The 18010-nt window shown below is 44.8% G+C and carries 17 protein-coding genes; 12 read left to right on the top strand and 5 right to left on the bottom strand.

Annotation, left to right across the window (positions count from 1 at the left end; genetic code table 11):
• Positions 1-25: 25 nt before the first annotated feature.
• The 12 genes from fliF (at position 26) to DOE51_RS16575 (ending at position 13438) form a co-directional block, all read left to right on the top strand.
• Positions 26-1678 carry a flagellar basal-body MS-ring/collar protein FliF gene (fliF, locus tag DOE51_RS16630; RefSeq protein WP_142697649.1) on the top strand — a complete coding sequence of 551 codons (1653 nt, stop codon included), beginning with the start codon at positions 26-28 and terminating at the stop codon, positions 1676-1678.
• Positions 1678-2712, top strand: coding sequence for a flagellar motor switch protein FliG (gene fliG / locus DOE51_RS16625; RefSeq protein WP_142697648.1), 1035 nt, complete (start codon positions 1678-1680; stop codon positions 2710-2712). Before fliF ends, fliG begins: the two co-directional genes overlap by 1 nt.
• Positions 2699-3511 (top strand): FliH/SctL family protein, encoded by an 813-nt coding sequence (locus DOE51_RS16620; protein ID WP_142697647.1) that lies wholly within the window; start codon positions 2699-2701, stop codon positions 3509-3511. Before fliG ends, DOE51_RS16620 begins: the two co-directional genes overlap by 14 nt.
• The gene (locus DOE51_RS16615; protein ID WP_142697646.1) at positions 3511-4839 is read left to right on the top strand and encodes a FliI/YscN family ATPase; all 1329 of its coding nucleotides are present in this window, start codon (positions 3511-3513) and stop codon (positions 4837-4839) included. The genes DOE51_RS16620 and DOE51_RS16615 overlap by 1 nt, the downstream gene beginning before the upstream one ends.
• A 33-nt stretch (positions 4840-4872) precedes the next feature.
• Positions 4873-5322, top strand: a complete 450-nt coding sequence (gene fliJ / locus DOE51_RS16610) for a flagellar export protein FliJ (protein WP_142697645.1) — start codon at positions 4873-4875, stop codon at positions 5320-5322.
• A 4-nt stretch (positions 5323-5326) separates the two neighbouring features.
• Complete coding sequence (locus tag DOE51_RS16605) at positions 5327-6130, top strand: MotE family protein (protein WP_142697644.1); 804 nt, start codon at positions 5327-5329, stop codon at positions 6128-6130.
• A gap of 10 nt (positions 6131-6140) precedes the next feature.
• Entirely contained in the window at positions 6141-8006 is a 1866-nt protein-coding gene (locus tag DOE51_RS16600) for a flagellar hook-length control protein FliK (RefSeq protein WP_246845151.1), read from the top strand.
• Between the two features lie 20 nt (positions 8007-8026).
• Positions 8027-9037 (top strand): flagellar hook assembly protein FlgD, encoded by a 1011-nt coding sequence (locus DOE51_RS16595; protein ID WP_142697643.1) that lies wholly within the window; start codon positions 8027-8029, stop codon positions 9035-9037.
• 1 nt (position 9038) lies between these two features.
• A complete protein-coding gene (locus tag DOE51_RS16590; RefSeq protein WP_142697642.1) occupies positions 9039-9476 on the top strand; it encodes a TIGR02530 family flagellar biosynthesis protein in 438 nt (145 codons plus the stop codon).
• A 170-nt stretch (positions 9477-9646) separates the two neighbouring features.
• Positions 9647-10930, top strand: a complete 1284-nt coding sequence (locus tag DOE51_RS16585; protein ID WP_142697641.1) for a flagellar hook protein FlgE — start codon at positions 9647-9649, stop codon at positions 10928-10930.
• A 440-nt stretch (positions 10931-11370) separates the two neighbouring features.
• Positions 11371-12045, top strand: coding sequence for a response regulator transcription factor (locus tag DOE51_RS16580; RefSeq protein ID WP_142697640.1), 675 nt, complete (start codon positions 11371-11373; stop codon positions 12043-12045).
• Positions 12026-13438 (top strand): ATP-binding protein, encoded by a 1413-nt coding sequence (locus tag DOE51_RS16575; RefSeq protein WP_142697639.1) that lies wholly within the window; start codon positions 12026-12028, stop codon positions 13436-13438. The genes DOE51_RS16580 and DOE51_RS16575 overlap by 20 nt, the downstream gene beginning before the upstream one ends.
• 69 nt (positions 13439-13507) lie before the next feature.
• On the opposite strand, the gene DOE51_RS16570 is transcribed toward DOE51_RS16575, so the two are convergent.
• Genes DOE51_RS16570 through DOE51_RS16550 form a run of 5 tightly spaced genes read right to left on the bottom strand, consistent with a single transcriptional unit; the run spans position 13508 to position 17991 of the window.
• Positions 13508-14221: an ABC transporter ATP-binding protein gene (locus DOE51_RS16570; protein ID WP_142697638.1), complete on the bottom strand. Its 714-nt coding sequence runs from the start codon at positions 14219-14221 to the stop codon at positions 13508-13510.
• Positions 14218-14994 carry an ABC transporter ATP-binding protein gene (locus DOE51_RS16565; protein WP_168196477.1) on the bottom strand — a complete coding sequence of 259 codons (777 nt, stop codon included), beginning with the start codon at positions 14992-14994 and terminating at the stop codon, positions 14218-14220. Before DOE51_RS16565 ends, DOE51_RS16570 begins: the two co-directional genes overlap by 4 nt.
• Positions 14975-15946, bottom strand: coding sequence for a branched-chain amino acid ABC transporter permease (locus DOE51_RS16560; protein ID WP_142698337.1), 972 nt, complete (start codon positions 15944-15946; stop codon positions 14975-14977). The genes DOE51_RS16565 and DOE51_RS16560 overlap by 20 nt, the downstream gene beginning before the upstream one ends.
• Before the next feature lie 2 nt (positions 15947-15948).
• Positions 15949-16851 (bottom strand): branched-chain amino acid ABC transporter permease, encoded by a 903-nt coding sequence (locus DOE51_RS16555; RefSeq protein ID WP_142697636.1) that lies wholly within the window; start codon positions 16849-16851, stop codon positions 15949-15951.
• A gap of 18 nt (positions 16852-16869) precedes the next feature.
• Complete coding sequence (locus DOE51_RS16550) at positions 16870-17991, bottom strand: ABC transporter substrate-binding protein (protein WP_142697635.1); 1122 nt, start codon at positions 17989-17991, stop codon at positions 16870-16872.
• Positions 17992-18010: the final 19 nt, after the last annotated feature.

The raw sequence follows: 18010 nt of genomic DNA, 5'->3' as shown, positions 1-18010 counted from the left end.
GAGTTCTAAGTAGAAGGGGATCGCTTTGAACAAAATTTTCGGTGGATTGGTTGTCCAGTTTCGTGAGTTCTTTAAAAATCTGGGTCCAACCAAGAGGCTTTCAGTCATCGCGGTTACAGTTATCGCGCTTGTGGCGTTGTGTACGATGCTTTTCATGGCATCAGGTAAAGACTATGTTCCATTGTTTACGAACATCCCTACGGAACAAGTTTCTTCTATCGTTGCGAAGTTGAACGAAAAAAATATTCCTTTCCAACTTCGTGATGGCGGTAAAACAGTCGCAATCCCTAAAGAGCTTTTGCACTCAACGCAAATGACGTTGATGGCAGAGATCGGTTCTCCAAAAATGGGTAACATCGGTCTTGAGCTTTTCGACAAACAAGATTTCGGCGTGAACTCTTACGCTCAGAAAATCAATTACCAACGTGCTCTTCAAGGTGAGTTGATGAGAGCCATCAACACTTTGACAGCGGTAAAACAATCTAAAGTTATCTTAGCTCTTCCAAACAAAAAAACGTTCCTTGAAGAAGGCGGTCAACCATCGGCGTCTGTCGTTGTTGAACTTCACCAAGGTAAAGAACTTTCCCCTGATCAAGTTCGTGGTATCCGTTACCTAGTGGCAAATGCCGTTGAAGGTATGGACCCAGATAAAGTCGCGGTTCTTGATGAACGCGGTAAAGTTTTGACTCGTACTTCTGATGGTTCAACGGGTGGTTCCAACGAATTGCTAGATTTGAAAGCAAAAGTAGAGCGCGATCTTGAAGGTCGTATTGAAGACATTCTTTCTAAAGTCGTTGGTCATGCGAAAGTGGTAGCGAAAGTCGATGCGACTTTGAATCACCGTGTGATCTCTTCCGTAGAAGAACTTGTTGATCCAGATAAAACAGCAATCAAATCGCAACAATCTGAAGAAGAATCTTTGGATGGCGCAAGAACAAATCCTTCAGGTGTTCCGGGTTCTCGTTCAAATATCCCGGGTGCTGAAGATAACAGCGGCCAAGTTGGTTTCAAACAAGACGTTAAAAAAGAATTGAAGACAGTGAATTACGAAGTGCCTAAAACAGTTCGTAATATCAGAGAAACTGCCGGCAATCTTGAGCGTGTCAGTGTTGCGGTTGTCGTTGATGGAATCGCGACAACAACAACGAAACCTGATGGCACAACTGAAACTAAATGGGCACCTCGTTCTGCTGAAGAAGTTAAGAAATACGAAGACCTTGTTAAAAGTGCTATCGGTTTCAATGCCGCTCGCGGTGACAGTGTAAAAATCGAAACGATCCAGTTCCAACCAGAAGACTTCTCTGAAGCAGAGAAAATCTTGACGACGCTTGAGCGTAAAAAGTTGATCCATGCATTGTTCAAATGGGCTTTGCTAGGTTTCTCTTTGGCGTTGTTCTTCTTCATCGTGGTTCGTCCATTCATGCAATGGATTACAGACAGCTTCCAAGACTCTGTTGAGGAAATGTTGCCACGTACGATCGAGGAATTGGAAGAATTGCAGTCCGTTGATAACTCTCTTCCTGGTATGTCGACCGCTCTTCCTGTTCTGCAGGAATCTATCGACCCAGAGAAGGCTGAAAGTGAATTGCTGAAAGACCGTATCATGGCATCAATGAGCCGTGATGAAGAAAAAGCAGCGAACGCGTTTGGCATGTGGCTTGTTAGGAAGGATGGCTAATGAAACTTCATAAGGCCGAGAATATCGAGTATGAAAATCTAAAAGGTTTTGATAAGGCCGCAATCCTTATCAATTACTTGGGCCGTGATGCGGTGAAGGTTTTGCTTCGTCGTATGGACGATGCCGACATCCGCAAGCTTATCAATCAAATGAGTAAATTGCGTGTTGTTCCAGTTCACGTCACAAAACGTGTGTTGGAAGAATACTATGAAATGATCTCTGAAACTGAAGACTATATCTTCTCTGAAGACATCTCTGCGAAAGATACAATCGTAGATGCTTTGGGTGAAGAACGTGCCCGCGGTATCCTGGGTGGTTTGAATATCACATCGGGTGGTTCGCGTTCTTTGGAATCACTAGAGATGGTCGATGCGAAATCTTTGGCAACGTTCCTAGTGAACGAACATCCGCAAACTGTTGCGGTGATCCTTGCGCATCTTGAGCCAGAGAAAAAAGGTGAGGTTCTAAAACGTCTTCCAGAAGCACTTCAAGCGGAAGTGGTTTTGCGTATGGCAAACTTGGAGCACGTGGACCCAGAGTTGATCGCAGAGATCGACCGCGTATTGAAAAATCAATTATCTAATACAGCAACAGTCGAACAAGCCAGCCTTGGTGGTGTTCAACCAGTTGCCGAAATGCTCAACGTTATGGACAAGAATACAGAAACAGCGATCATGTCACGCTTGGAAGAGAAAGATCCTCTTCTTGCGGAAGAGATTCGCAAACTTATGTTCGTATTCGACGATATCGTCAAAATCGACGATCGCGGTATCCAAACGCTTCTCAAAGAAGTTCCGAACGACAAGCTATTGCTTGCGCTCAAAACTTCAAGCGAAGAAATTCGTACAAAAGTTTTCAAAAATATCTCAGCTCGTGCGGCAGAGATGTTACGCGAAGACTTGTCGAACATGGGACCTTCTCGTCTGTCAGACGTAGAATCTGCACAACAAGAGATCGTAAATGCGGCTCGTCGTTTGGAAGCAGAAGGAAAGATCCTAATTGCAAGAGGCGGTTCGGAAGATGCCATGGTCTAATAGCGGTGCCAGCAATGGCGCTCCAGTACGTAAAGCGAAATCTGTCCTCTCTAAAGAGTTGGCTGATCAAACCGTGTTGGAATTCGTTCCAATGCGTTTTGACCTAGGCACTCCAGAGCAGGCGATGAATTACGTCCACGAAAAACAACGTGGATCAGATTTCCGCATGAATGATGCCGTTCGTGTGCAAACGGGCGTCGATCAAGTTGAAAAAGTAAATGAAGAAGAAAAGATTGAAGCGGCAGCTCTTGAAAAACTAAAAGAGATTCAAGAGCAGGCTTATCAACAAGCTTACGAGTTGGGCCTTGAAGAAGGTCGTAAAGAAGCTTTTGAAAAAGTATCCGCTGAAATTGCAGAACGCATGACGACTTTGGATCAATTGCTTTTAGCAGTGAAAGAACTAAAGACGGAAATGGCGACGTTCAATGAAACTCACCTTGTGAAATTGTCTTTCCAGATGGCAGCTCGCCTAGCGAAAACACAATTGGAAGGTAACAACGAGGCGATGGTGCAAATCCTTCGTGATGCTGTTGCTTTGGCGCAAGATGAAGAAGAAATCACAGTTCATGTTTCTCAATCACAATTCGATTTCCTTGAAGAGTTGAAAAAAGAAACAGGCCGTGAATTTGAATTCGTTAAAAAGATTCACTTCGAACCAAATGCTGAATTGGCTGATGGCGGTTGTATCGTGGAAACGAACTACGGCGAAGTCGATGCGCGCGTTGAACAACGTGTGGAACAGCTTTGGAAAACTCTTTCTGAAAATATGCCTAAAGTTAAAGACAGGATTGCTGGTTAATGTCTGAATTGGAATTGAACCTTGAAAAGTATTCCGATCTTGTAGACACCACTCACTTAACTCGCGATAGCGGTAAGGTGACAGAGGTCAACGGGATGCTTATCAAGGGCTACCTTCCAGGCGCTAGCGTCGGAAGTATCGTACAAATCGCTCCAGCGGGAACAGAAAAAACGTTCTTAGCTGAAGTGGTTGGTTTTAAAGACAAACACGTCTTGATGATGGCCCTCAACGATATGAGAGGCGTCGCTTTAGGTTCTAAAATTATTCTTTCTCGTCAAATCGCAACCGTTCGTGCCGGCGAAGAGCTTTTGGGCCGTGTGGTTGATGGTTTGGGTCGTCCTTTAGATTCCAAAGGCGAAGTCGAAAACTTCCGCGAGATCCCTTTATACAGCGAAGTCAGAAATCCTTTGGCCCGCAGACCTATTAGACAACCTATTGACGTTGGTATTCGCTCTATTAACGGGGCATTAACCGCCGGTCTAGGTCAGCGTGTCGCAATTATGGCAGGTTCCGGTGTGGGTAAGTCCGTCCTTTTGGGGATGATGGCTCGAAACACCAGCGCTGACGTAAACGTTATCGCGATGATCGGTGAACGTGGCCGTGAGGTTCGCGAATTTATCGAGCATGATTTGGGACCAGAGGGGATGGCTCGCTCTGTGGTTGTGTGTGTGACCAGTGATCAAAGTCCTTTGCTTCGTATGCGTGGTGCTTATGTCGCAACCGCATTGGCAGAGTATTTCTGTTCACAGGGCAAAAACGTTCTTCTGATGATGGATTCGGTGACTCGTTTTGCAATGGCACAACGTGAAATCGGTCTTAGCACGGGCGAACCACCTTCACAAAAAGGTTACACGCCGTCAGTATTTGCGACGTTGCCAAAACTTTTGGAGCGCGCAGGTTCTTTCGAAGGTGAAGGCAGTATCACAGGTTTTTATACAACCCTCGTAGAGGGTGACGACATGAATGATCCGATCGGGGACTCTGTTCGTTCGATCGTCGATGGTCACATTGTTTTGAGTCGTGCCTTGGCTGCTCGCGGCCACTTCCCGGCGATCGATATCATGCAAAGTGCAAGTCGTGTGATGAAAGCCGTTTCGTCGCCAGAGCACGTGAAGCTTGCACAAAAGCTGCGTGAAACCTTGGCTGTTTATAAAGACGCTGAAGATTTGATTAACATTGGTGCTTACAAACCAGGTTCAAATCCAAAGATTGATAAAGCTGTGAAAGTCATCGATCAGGTTAACGACTTCTTAAAACAAAGAGTCGAAGATCCAACGAACTTCACCAGCACTGTTCGCATGATGCAGCAGATTCTTATTAACGCATAATTTAGCAAGAGCGCAGGAAGCGCGAGGGCTTAATTGAAATTTAAATTTCCTCTTCAAAAAGTGATGGATCACCGTAAGGTGAAGGAAAGTCTTGCACAGAAAGACTTTCAGGATGTCGTTGCGGTTTTGAATGAAGAACAAGCCCTTCTCGATAAAATGAATCAGGATGTCCAAGAAGCGCGTGCCCGCATGGGGATGCTTTCTCAGACTGGCGGGGCCCAAGGTCCAGCACTCTCACAAATTCACGAATTCCTTACAGGTCAAAAGCTTCGCATCGCGCATCAGGTCGCAAAAGTCCAACAGGTCGAGAAATTGGTCGAGGCCAAAAGAGAGATTTTGCGACAAGCGGCTCTAGACTATAAAATTATGGAGAAGATGCGCGAGAATAAATTCGAGGCCTACAAAGCGGAACGAACTATTCAAGATCAGAAAGAGATGGATGAAAATACCATCTTGCGCTTCAAAGCTGTGAAGGAATCATAGATAGATGAAAAGCGGATACGATCAATTCTTTAAAAATGCTCGCAAAGCTGCTGACGAAAATAGCGGAGTTAAGTTTCGTAAGAATCCTGCTGCTCCACGTTTGCATCTTGATTTAGCCTCTGAAGATATCGAGCAACAGATCCGCCGTCGCATGAAAATGTCTGGGCCAAAAAAGAAAAAGAAAAAATCGATTCCTTGGAAAATGATGGCTGTTTCCTTTATGGGATTGCTTCTTGCTTTGTGGGGAGTACAAAACCACGAAGAAGTTGAGCGCATGGTGAAGCGCGTAGAAATCACAATGACTGGTGAAGCGGTTGCTGAAAACGTTCCGTCCAAACCAGAAGAAAAAGCCGCAGCTGCAGAGAAAAAAGACGAAGCCGCTGACGGTGAAAAGAAATCTTCTGCGTTAACAACAGAAGATATCGATCACCTGACGAAATTGAACGATAGAAAAAAAGAATTAGATGCACGCGAAGAAGAATTGAATCGTCAAGAATCAGAACTTCAGGCGCAAAAGTCCGAACTTGATAAACGCCTCAAAGAATTGGAAGAGATGCGCGGCAAGATCTCTTCAATGCTTGAAGAGCGTGTCAAGGCTGACGACCAGAAGATCGATACCTTGGTACAGATGTACTCGAATATGAAGCCACCACAAGCGGCTAAGATCTTCGAGACAATGGACGAGGATTTGGTCGTTGAAATACTTGGTCGTATGAAAAAGAAAAATGCTGCTGATATTATGAATTTACTTAAACCAGAAAAAGCTCAGATCATTTCTGAGAAGTACGCTGGGTACAAACGCAGATAGGAGGAGTAACTTGCTATCAACAGTCGGCCCCCAAATGGTGGGTGCGACCGATTTGAAGTCTACGCTCGAGAAAGCGAAAGAGCAGAACTTCAAAGGCTCCGGAACCGAATCTTCATTCGGAAAGACGTTGCAAGATAAATTAGCGACGACACCGAAAGAGGTTAAGGATAATCCGAAACAAGAGATGAGTGCGAAAGACTCGAAGGATTCAAAAGATCCACAAGAGAAAGAAAGCACGAATCGCAAAGCGACGGATGAGAAGCCGGAACAAAAGGTTGCGAAACCAGATGGGACTTTAAAGAAAAAGTCGGCGAATCGACAACAAGCCATTAAAGAATTCATGGACTCCTTCGAGAGTGAATTTGAGATCCCTCCCACACGACTTGTGGAAGCGATGGCGAAGCTGGACGACAGCCAACTTAAAGAATCCCCTGAAACAACAGCAGATGCTGTGATTGAGCAATTGGGTCTTGACGACGCGCAAGCTGATAAAGCTCGTGCGATGTATGCCTCTATGCTTATGCAATTGCAGCAAACGCCACAACAGAAACCTGCCCCAGAAATGATGGCGGGTGCAAGCATGTCTCAACAAGGCATGCAGATGCGCGTGGCCGCGGCTCAACAGAAACAAGATCTGATGGGTTCTGCCGTTGATAACCTAAATAAAAAATTCTGGATGACCCAAGATACAAAGGTTGCGCAAACAGCGATGCCTGATCTAAGTGGTGATCTGATGCAAAATATCACTATGGATGATTCCGCAGATCCAACGGCAGCGTTGGACATGATGGATTCTTCAGAGATGGATATTGAAGCTCCGCAAGCTCAACCTGCGATGCCACAAGCACCGCAAGCGAAACTTCCAGAGCTTCCACCGCACCTGCAAGGTCAAATGCAAGATGCGATGTCACCGGCTCTTCTAGCGGCCTTAGCTGCGAAGAAAGCGGCAGCCGCTCAAGCGAGTGCTGAAAATGCATCGGAAGAAACTCCAGAGTTGAAGGATGAATTCTCGCAAGCTCTTGCAGCACCAAAAGCAGAAAAGCCTTTACTAGGTCCGAATGCTAACAATGTGGTGCAGTCAAAAGATGCGATGAAAGATTTCATGCAACAACAGCAGAATCAATCGCAAGGCGATTCGTTGATGAAGGATGCTAAAGACTTCTTCCAACAAAGTGCGGGCGATAAAGAATCTGCGAAAACAAAACTGACAACGAAATCTGCTGAATTCAAGTCAACGATGACGGGACTTGAAGGACTTCAAGCTCCGCCAATCAAAGGTGAAAGCTTGAAATTCGATCCGATGGCTCCAATGGCGCCAGTGGCTCCGCAGCAGATGGGCAAGGCTGAAAATGAAGCGGCTGTGAAGCAGTTGATGAATCAAGCACAATACTTGATCAAAAACGGCGGCGGCGAAGTGAAAGTTGAAATGACTCCCGAGGGTATGGGAACAATTCATCTGAAAGTTATGCTTCAGGACGGCAAAGTGAACATGCAAATGTCGGCGGATACTCAGGAAGCTAAGAAGACGATCGAGTCTAGTCTAGCTGAACTGAAAACCAGTCTTGCTGCTCACAAATTGTCAGTAGAAAATGTTAAGATTGATGTGGTGAATACCGCATCGACGGATAATTCTGCACAAAATAACCAGCAGAATATGAATGGACAAAATCAGCATCGGGAAGCTCGTCAGTTCTGGAACCAATTTAACGATAACTTTGGTAACCAAGGACGACGCGAAGCTTTAGCTGATTTCCAAAATATCAAAGGTTATGGCGGCAAAGGCAGAGATCCACTTCAACCACTTGAAACTTCGTCAACAAAGACGGCAGCACGAGCGGTGAGTGGTAAAGGTTCTGGTCTTAACTTAGTAGCATAATTTGTACAAGGAGAAGGTACATGACAATGGTGAATGCGAAATTGGGAGTGAATGCGTTCGGTGCAACTCAGGCAAAACCTGAAAGCACTAACAACACAATGAACACACTCAGTGCCCAAGACAAAGCAAAAACCGGTGAAGAGGATGTTGGCTCGGTTGCCAATAAACTTGCTGATCCTAACTGGATTGATCCTTCGAAAAAACCTCGTACAGCGGGCAATCCCAATTTGGATAAAGATGCTTTCTTCAAATTGATGCTTGCGCAAATGAAGAACCAAGATCCAACGAATCCGATGAAGTCACATGAGATGGCTGCTCAATTGGCGAACTTCTCGTCACTCGAGCAAATGCAGAACATGAACAAAACACTTGAGGAATTGAAGAACGCACAAAAGCCTTCAGAAAATTTCCAAGCGTTGAACTTAATCGGCAAAGCAGTTGCTGGTGATTCATCAAAAGTTGTGCGCGGTGTGAATGATAAAGATCACGATTTCCGTTTCAATCTGCCAATGGCAGCGAACGAAGTTCAAATCAAAGTGCGCGATGCAGACGGTAACGTTGTTCGCACGTACAACTTGAAAGGTTTGAAAGCGGGCGAAAATAAATTGACGTGGAATGGTGAAGACGAAAAAGGTATGAAAGCTGCTGCTGGTGAATATCAATTCTTAGCAGAAGCAAAAACTGGCGACGGTAAGAAGATGGGTATCAAAACTGACTTCGACGGAGTGATCACAGGCGTGAGTTATTCTGCAGAAGGCCCAATCCTTAACGTTGGTAACCAAGCGATTCGTTTCCGTGACGTGAAAAAGATTACGGACCCACGTCTTATGAGAAACGACCAGAATGTAAATGATGTTACAAACCTAGACTTGAAGAAAGATAGTGTCGCAGCGCAAACTGGAAAAGAGCCGAATGTAGAAGTACAAAAGACTTCCACTCCTTCAGCTCCTGCGGCAAAATCTAAGATCATGGATACGGTGGGTTTATCTCGCGACATGATGGAAAAGATCGCCAAGGAGACTGTGAAGTAAGATGGTTGACTTAAAGAAGATACAGACATTCGATCAACTCGTTCCGAGTCAACCGGGTAAGGTTAAACAACCTGATCTGGGTGGTACGGGACCATCCTTCAAGGATACACTCGATTCTGTCGGTGGTTTGAATAAACCGCAGAACTTGAATCAAGTAAATCCGCAAGGGCTTGCAAAAGCTACTGAAGGAGTGAAGTTTTCGAATCACGCGATTGAGCGCATGAAAACTCGAGGCATCAGTTATAGCCCCGAGGATATCACGAAGCTGCAAGACGCGATTTCGAGAGCAGCGGCGAAAGGTTCAAAGGATTCATTAGTATTAATGAATGACTCTGCACTGATCGTCAGCGTGAAGAATAACACAGTGGTCACTGTGATGGACAAGAATGCATTGAAAGAAAATGTATTCACGAACATCGATTCCACAGTAGTTATTTAACCGCAAAGCTCACTGAAGCTGTCCCGAAGAGACAGATAAAGTGAAAAAGCTAAGAACATAGAATGTGTTCAAGGCTTGGATAGAAAAACTAAATAAATGGGCTGGTCCTCGCAGAGGAGGCCCTCCAAACGACGGATTCCGATTGAAGACGTCAACGACATGGAGGTCACATGGGTATTCTTTCTTCATTGTACACGGGTGTGTCTGGTATGACTGCACAGGGCGAAGCCCTTGGAGTTATTGGTGACAATATCGCCAATGCCAACACTATCGGTTTCAAAGCAAGCCGCGCAGAGTTCCAAGATATTATCTCTAAAAACTTAAAAGGTATTCTTGGTGGTAACCAAATCGGTCGCGGTGTGAAGATCGGTGCCGTAAACCCAATTCTTTCTCAAGGTAACGTAGACGCTACTGAAAAAGTAACTGACCTTGCTATCTCTGGTGACGGTTACTTCAAAGTAAAAGGTTCTGATGGCGAATCATACACTCGTGATGGTTCATTCCACTTTGACCGCGAAGGTTACCTAGTAACAAACGACAATCAAAAAGTTCAAGGTTTCGCTACAGACGAAAAAGGTAACGTTGTTAACAAAATGACGGATATCAAATTCCCTCGCGCCTTGATCCCAGCTAAAGCGACTAAAGAAATCAAGTTGGACCTTAACTTGGATTCTCGTATGGAAGCGACTAAAAAATTCGACGTTAACGATCCTTATTCGACTTCTCACTACTCTACAGGTGTTGAGATGTACGACTCTCAAGGTAACAAGCACTTGTTGTCATTGTTCTTCAATAAAACAGCTGACAGACAATGGGAATACAAAGGCTTGGTTGACGGTAAAGAAGTTACTGGCGGCGAAGAAGGTAAAATGTCTGAAGTGTGCTCTGGTAAATTGGAGTTCACGGTTGACGGTAAACTAGACAGCAACGTGATGTCTTCTGCAAACTTCAACTTCAAAGGTGGCGCTCTTCAAGGCCAACAAATCAAGTTGAACTTCGGTGACGCTATTAAAGATGGCGGTAAAGGTTTGGAAGGTACTAAACAGTACGGTAAAAACTCTGACCTTATCTCTTGGCATCAAGACGGTGCGGCGGCTGGTACGATCACGAACTTGTCATTCTCGGATGAAGGTACGTTGACTGCGGTTTACTCAAACGGTCAAGCACAAGACTTAGCACAAATCGCTTTGGCGAAATTCGAAAATCCGGAAGCTCTTTTCAAAGTTGGTAACAACCGTTTGAAAGAATCTAGAGATTCAGGTGGCGCTTCAGTTGGTGGCCCGGGCACAGCAGGCCGTGGTAAATTGTTCGCGAAATCTCTTGAGAGATCTACAGTGGATCTAGCGACTGAGTTCGTAAACATGATCCAAAATCAACGTGGTTTCCAAGCCAATGCGAAGACAATCACAACAACAGACGAACTTCTTAACGAAGTTATTCAGTTGAAAAGATAATAAACTAAATTAACAAGTAATGAGCGAGCACCCACTCGCTCATTACTAAAAACTCTCGAACTCTTTCCTTGATGAGAGGAACGTAAGAGCTCTGTAATCGGCGGATGCTTTGACGGAATTTTTGCACGCATCGTGCGAAGATTAAGCGCTCGAGAAGTAGATTACTTAAACCATGTCTTAAGCGAACTCTTTGACCCGGAGTTCGCTTTTTTTATTCAAAATACTCGCGTTCTCCTCTTTAATCCGGCCAATATAAACAAAATTTCTCGTTGGCAACCTCGATTCTTGGCTAATGAATTTCATCTGCGCAATAGAACTCACTAGTGTAATTAAATGTCTGTAATAATAGGGAAATCATTAAAACTACCACTTTTGTTTAGAAACAAACCTGATATACACTGTGCCCAGATTTAACAATCTAGTAACAAAGGTGACTCCCAATGAGATGCTTAGTAGTTGAAGACGATAACGAAATCGCAACGATCGTAAAACAAGGTCTTGGAGAGCTTGAAGGCGAAGTCGAAGTGGAATCTAACGGCCGCCGTGCTTTCGAAAGAGCGCTAACAAACCATTACGACATTATCGTTTTGGATTTGATGCTTCCAGAAATGGACGGTTACACGTTTGCTAAATCTCTTCGTGAAAAAGAAGTGAACACACCAATCCTAATCTTGAGTGCACTTCGTGAACTTGACGATCGCTTGAAAGGTTTGAGCATGGGTGGTGATGACTACCTTACTAAACCATTCGCGATGGCTGAACTTCAAATCCGCGTAAAAAATCTTTTGAAGCGTGCACAAAAAGCTTCTGAAGTAACGCAATTGGTTTTCCAAGATTTGAAATTGAACCGCTTGAATCGTGATGTGGTTCGCGCAGGCAGAAAATTGGACCTTCAAGAACGTGAATTCGTTCTTCTAGATCTTTTCATGAGCAACCCAAATAAAATCATCGGTAAACAAACTATTCTTAAAGAAGTTTGGAATTATGATTTCGATCCACAGACAAACGTGGTAGACGTACTTGTATGCCGTTTGAGAAACAAGTTAGAGAAAGATTTCCCTACACGCCTAATCTATACAGTCAGAGGTGTAGGTTATGTTCTTAAGTCGTCTTAAGCCGACTCTGTTCCGTATCAGCACCAAGCTGACGTTCGCGTACTCCTTGGTGTTGATCCTCAGCTCGACGCTGATTTTCAGCTACCTCTATTTTCAAATTACACACGCTCTTCAAGATCAAGAGCGTGTGATTCTTCAAAGCAAACTCGAAGAATATAGCAATCGCATCGAAATTCGTGGTCTCAAGGACTTCAATGAATACTTTATGTATGTCCCGAACTACGATCGCGATGCGAGCTTGCTGATCGGTGTCTTCTCTGCAAAAGGGGAGATGATCTTCTTCCATGAGCCATTCCCAAGCTTCAAAGTCGACATGGATCTTTTGAATAAGGAATTGGCGAATCAGAAACAGCGCTATTTTGATTTCTCTTTGCCTGAAAAGTTCGGCAACGAAGCCGTTTTGGTTTTGGGTCGTAGCTTAAAAGACGGCAGCCGTTTGGTCGTCGCAAAAAGTACAGAAGGCTTGGGCGCTCAGTTGCGCAATCTGCAAAAGATCTTCTGGTGGTCGTTACTGCCTGTGGCCCTTATCGGTTTCTTGGGTGGTCTATTCTTATCGAATTCAACTCTAAGTCCTGTACGTGAAGTCATCAACTCGATGAAGAAGATCGACTCTGGTAATTTTGCCACTCGCGTTCCGGTTGGTAACAGCGAAGATGAACTCGAAGAATTGAAAGTCCTTTTTAATAAGATGCTCGATAAAATCGAAAATCTGGTGAATGGACTGCGCGAAGCCTTCGATCACTTGGCCCATGATATTCGTACGCCGGTAACTCGTTTGCGTGGTCGTGCGGAAATCGCACTGCAAAGTGAAGGCGACGTTGAGTCTTACCGTGAAGCTTTACAAAGCTGCTTTGAAAACTCAGATAAGATTTTAAACTTTCTTCAAGTACTGTCTGATATTACAGAGGCGGAAAATCGTTCGCGCAGACTTCGTCTGGAAAAGAAATTCATCAGTGATTTAGTCACAGATATGATGAATTTGTACGAAATGGCTTTCGAAGAAAAAGAAATTCAGGTCGTGCAAAAACTTGATAAGCACGATTGGGCGATGGTGGATTCACGTCTGATTTCTCGTGTGATCGCGAATCTGTTGGATAATGCGCACAAGTACACGCCACCAGGTGGTACCGTGACGATTGAAACAATCAATCAAACTGAAAATGTGATTTTGCGCGTGACAGATTCGGGCCCGGGTATTGCGGCGGATGAGCATTCATTGATCTGGCAAAAACTTTATCGTATCGACAAAGCTCGTTCTGAATACGGAATGGGTTTGGGTTTGACGTTTGTAAAAGCCGTCGTTGAAGCCCACGAAGGAAAAGTATCAGTGAAATCACCAGTCAAAGACGGCCACGGTACAGAATTCGAAGTGATCTTGCAAAAGATGGCCTAAAGGCACGGACTTACTTTTGGTTGAGATTTGCGTCAATAAAGGGTTTGCGGTTAGCAAGCCCTTTTATTTTTAGACGCCAAGGTAACTCTTACGAACTTCATTGTTATTTAAAAGATTCACAGCCGAATCTTGCATAACGATTTTTCCAGTTTCCAAAACATATGCACGATGAGAAATCTTCAAAGCCATTCTTGCGTTTTGTTCAACGAGCAAGATCGTCATGCCTTCTTGATTTAGTTTTTTAACGATATCAAAAATTTGCGCAACGATCAGCGGAGCCAATCCCAAAGACGGTTCATCCAATAACAAAATCTTCGGACGAGCCATCAATGCGCGGCTGATCGCAAGCATTTGCTGTTCACCACCTGACATCGTGCCAGCCATTTGCCACAGACGCTCTTTCAAACGAGGGAATAGTTCCAAGCACATATCCATGTCTTGTTTGATGCCGCCTTTGTCAGAGCGTGAATAAGCACCCATCGTCAGGTTTTCTTCAACGCTCATCTGTGGGAAGACGCCACGCCCTTCAGGGGATTGTGCAAGTCCCAAACCTACACGTTTAAATGTGGGAACCTTCGTCAGATCTTGATCTTCGAAATACAATTTACCAGTGCATGGCACAAGCCCAGATAGCGCACGCAATGTCGTTGTTTTGCCGGCACCATTAGCGCCAATAAGACTTACAACTTCGCCCTTGTTCACTTGGAAAGTAATGCCTTTCAAAGCGTGGATCGAGCCATAGTGTACGTTTAAATTTTCAGCTTGGATAATAGGGGAGCTCATTCAGCCTCCTCAACGCCAAGGTAGGCTTCGATAACTTTTTGCGAATTTTGAATGTGCAAAGGTGCGCCTTCTTCGATTTTTACACCGTGATCAAGAACCACGATGTTTTCGCAAATACCCATCACCAGTTTCATATCGTGCTCAATCAATAGAACCGTTAATTTGAATTGTTCACGAATCTTCGCAATCGTTTCCATCAAATGATGCGTTTCCGAATGATTCATGCCGGCAGCAGGTTCGTCTAACAACAGAATCTTTGGATCCGTTGCTAGGGCGCGCACGATTTCAAGTTTGCGTTGCTGACCGTAGGGTAAAGATGAAGCGGAGTCGTGAGCTTTGCTTTCCAAAGAAAACAATTTCAGCAAGTCCATGGCTTTATCTGTTAGATATTTTTCGGTCTGTTGATAACGAGAAGTCTTTAGCAACGAATCGAGTAAACCATAATTCACGTGTTGATGTGTCGCGATCAAAACATTTTCTAAAACTGAAAGGTTTTTAAAAAGACGAATATTCTGGAAAGTGCGAGCCATGCCTTTATGGGAAATTTGGAAAGGCTTCAAACCTTTCAGCGAATGTCCTTCTAAAGTGACCTCGCCCAGTGTTGGCTGGTACACGCCCGTCAGCATATTGAACACAGTTGTTTTGCCGGCACCGTTAGGTCCGATCAAACCTGCAAGCTGACCTTTCATGATTTTGAATTCTAAAGAGTCGACAGCTTTTAAACCGCCAAACTGCATCGTGATCTTACGAGCTTCAAGCAGAACGTCGGACATATTTTCTCCACACATCTGAAAGTTCAAGCTCTCCGAAGATGCCTTTAGGTCTCCAGATCATAACCAAAATTAAAGCTAAAGAGTAAATCACCATACGCAAATCAACGCCTGTGATTTCTTGAAGTGGGCGCAGGGCTTCTGGCAAAGCTGTGATAAAGATCGCAGCGACAATCGAGCCTGTCATCGAACCCATGCCACCAAGAACAACCATGATCACGGCATTGACGCTAGTTAAGAACGTGAACGACGAAGGATTGATAAAGTTTGTGAAGTGCGCGAACAGCGCACCCGCAACGCCGGCAAAGAAACTTGAAAGAACGAAAGCGCGAACTTTCATGCTAGTCGTGTTAATGCCCATTGATTCTGCGGCGATCTCATCTTCACGTACGCTCAGGAAGCCGCGACCGTAACTTGAATGCATCACTCGCCAGATCGTAAAGAAACAAATCACTAACCAAATGGCAGCAAAACCAAACGACATTGGGAACGAGCCGATACTTGGGATATTTGCCAAACCACGAGGTCCGCCCAAGAAGTCCATGTTTAACAAGGCCACACGGATGATTTCGCCAAAACCTAATGTCACGATCGCCAGGTAATCACCTTTTAATCGCAGTGACGGCAGACCAACAATGAAACCCGCCGCTGCGGCAACAAGGCCGCTGCCCAATGTGAAAATGAAAGCGGAAAGAAGTGAAAAATTAGAAGGCAGAAAATCCCACTTCGTTGATGCGTAAGCGGAAAAGTATGCACCCAAAGCCATGAAGCCAGCGTGGCCTAACGAAAACTGTCCTGTGTAGCCGTTGACTAGATTCAAACTCATAGCCATCAGTGCGTTTACGCAGATGAATAAAATCGTCAGTTGAATGTAAGCGTCTAGGCCGAATTCGACAGCGACACCGAAAAGACAAAGACTAATGAATGCAAAAAGCGGATTCTTCAAAGCTTTGATCATCACACTTTCTCCACAGAGTATTTGCCAAGAATTCCGGCGGGTCTAAAGATCAAGATTAAAATCAAAATACCAAATGCCAAAGCATCACGATACGTCGACGACAAATATCCGACGACCATTTCTTCAGATAAGCCCATGATCAAGGCACCAATCACAGCGCCACCGACGTTGCCAATACCGCCAAGAACAGCAGCGACGAAGGCCTTTAAGCCAATCATCATGCCCATCAAAGGATCGATCTTAGGATACTTCATTCCCACAAGCACGGAACCGACACCAGCCAACGCCGAACCAATCACGAATGTAAAAGCAATAATGCGATCAGGATTTACACCCATTAAACTTGCGACGCTGATGTTCGAACTTACAGCGCGCATCGCACGACCCACTTTTGTTTTATGAATCAGGAATTGCAAACCAAGCATCGCAAGCAAGCTGACAATCAGAACTGTGACGTCGAACGATTTCAATTCGACTCCACCTGCGGAAAAGATCACAAAATCTTTCATGACTTCAGGAAAAACTTTAGGATCGGCTCCGAAAACAACCTGACCGCCGTATTCAAGAAGAAGGCTGACACCAATGGCAGTAATTAGAATATTTAATTTTGGAGAATTACGAAGGGGACGATAAGCCAAGCGTTCGATCAGCAAACCCAGAACACTGCACACAACCATCGAAGCAATCAAAAGAGTAATCAGAGTCGGAAGGCCGGGTTGAGCATCAATTCCCAACCAACGCGCGACATAGTAAGCCGCGAAGGCGCCCACCATATAAACATCCGAGTGGGCGAAGTTGATCATTTTCAGAATTCCGTACACCATCGTGTAGCCAAGGGCGATCAGAGCGTAGATAGATCCAAGGCTTAATCCGTTGATAAGATGCTGTACGAAATCCTGCATAGTCTCCTTAAAAGACGATTAAGGCGCGACAGTTGAAATGTACTTACGGTTTTTACCATCGACTTGGATTACAACCGCACTTTTCACAGCGTCACGATTTTCATTCAAAGTGATTTTACCAGTTACGCCAGCAAAATCTTTCGTCTTAGCTAGTTCATCACGGATTGCTTTGCCTGACAAGTCTGGTGCACGTTCAATTGCAGCGGCCAAGATTTTTGCAGCGTCGTATCCCAAAGCTGCCAATGCATCCGGAGTTTCATTGTACTTCGCTTTAAACTTTTTGATGAACTCAGTCACTGCAGGCTCTGTCGATTCAGTCGTGTAGTGGTTTGAGTAATAGTTGCCGTTCACAGCCTCTTTGCCGATTTCAGAAAGCTTGTCGCTATCCCAGCCGTCACCACCCATCAAAGGAACTTTAATTCCCAATTGACGTGCTTGCTGAGCGATAAGACCTACTTCCGTGTAATAACCAGGGACATAGATGGCTTCTGGATTTTTAGAACGGATTTGAGTCAATTGTGCTTTGAAATCGATATCGCCCGATTGATAGCTAAGATCCGAAACGATTTCGCCACCGCGCTTTTTAAAATCTTCTACGAAAGCGTCAGCAAGTCCCACGCTGTAGTCGTTCTTAACGTCACGAAGAACTGCGGCTTTTTTGATTTTCAAAGTTTCAGACGAGAATTTCGACATGACCGCACCTTGGAATGGATCGATGAAGCAGACGCGAAAAACATAATCACCAATTTTAGTGACGTCAGGATTCGTTGAAGCTGGCGACACGAACGGTACGCCATGTGATTGCGCAATCGGTGCTGCTGCTTTCGAGCGACCGCTAGCGACGCCACCAATAATCGCAACAACTTTATTCGAAGTGATCAGGCGAGTGACCGCAGAAGCAGCTTCTTCGTTCTTGCCTTGGTCATCCATGGCTTTTAAATCGATTTTTTTTCCTTTGATACCGCCAGCAGCATTGATTTCGTCAAATGCCAAGCGCACACCTTTGTTTGAGCTCAAACCGAAAGTGGCTTCACTGCCTGTCATCGAATCGTATTCGCCGATTGTGATGACGTTATCTTTTTTTGTACATCCTGCCAGAAGTGGCAAAACCAGAACTAGGGAAAGTAGAAGACGTTTCATTCAGACCTCTTTTTAGAAA

It is taken from the genome of Bdellovibrio sp. NC01 (genome assembly GCF_006874625.1).
In the GTDB taxonomy this organism is placed as follows: Bacteria; Bdellovibrionota; Bdellovibrionia; order Bdellovibrionales; family Bdellovibrionaceae; genus Bdellovibrio.
Note: the sequence above shows the minus strand (reverse complement) of the source record. Positions and strands in the feature narration are given on the sequence as shown.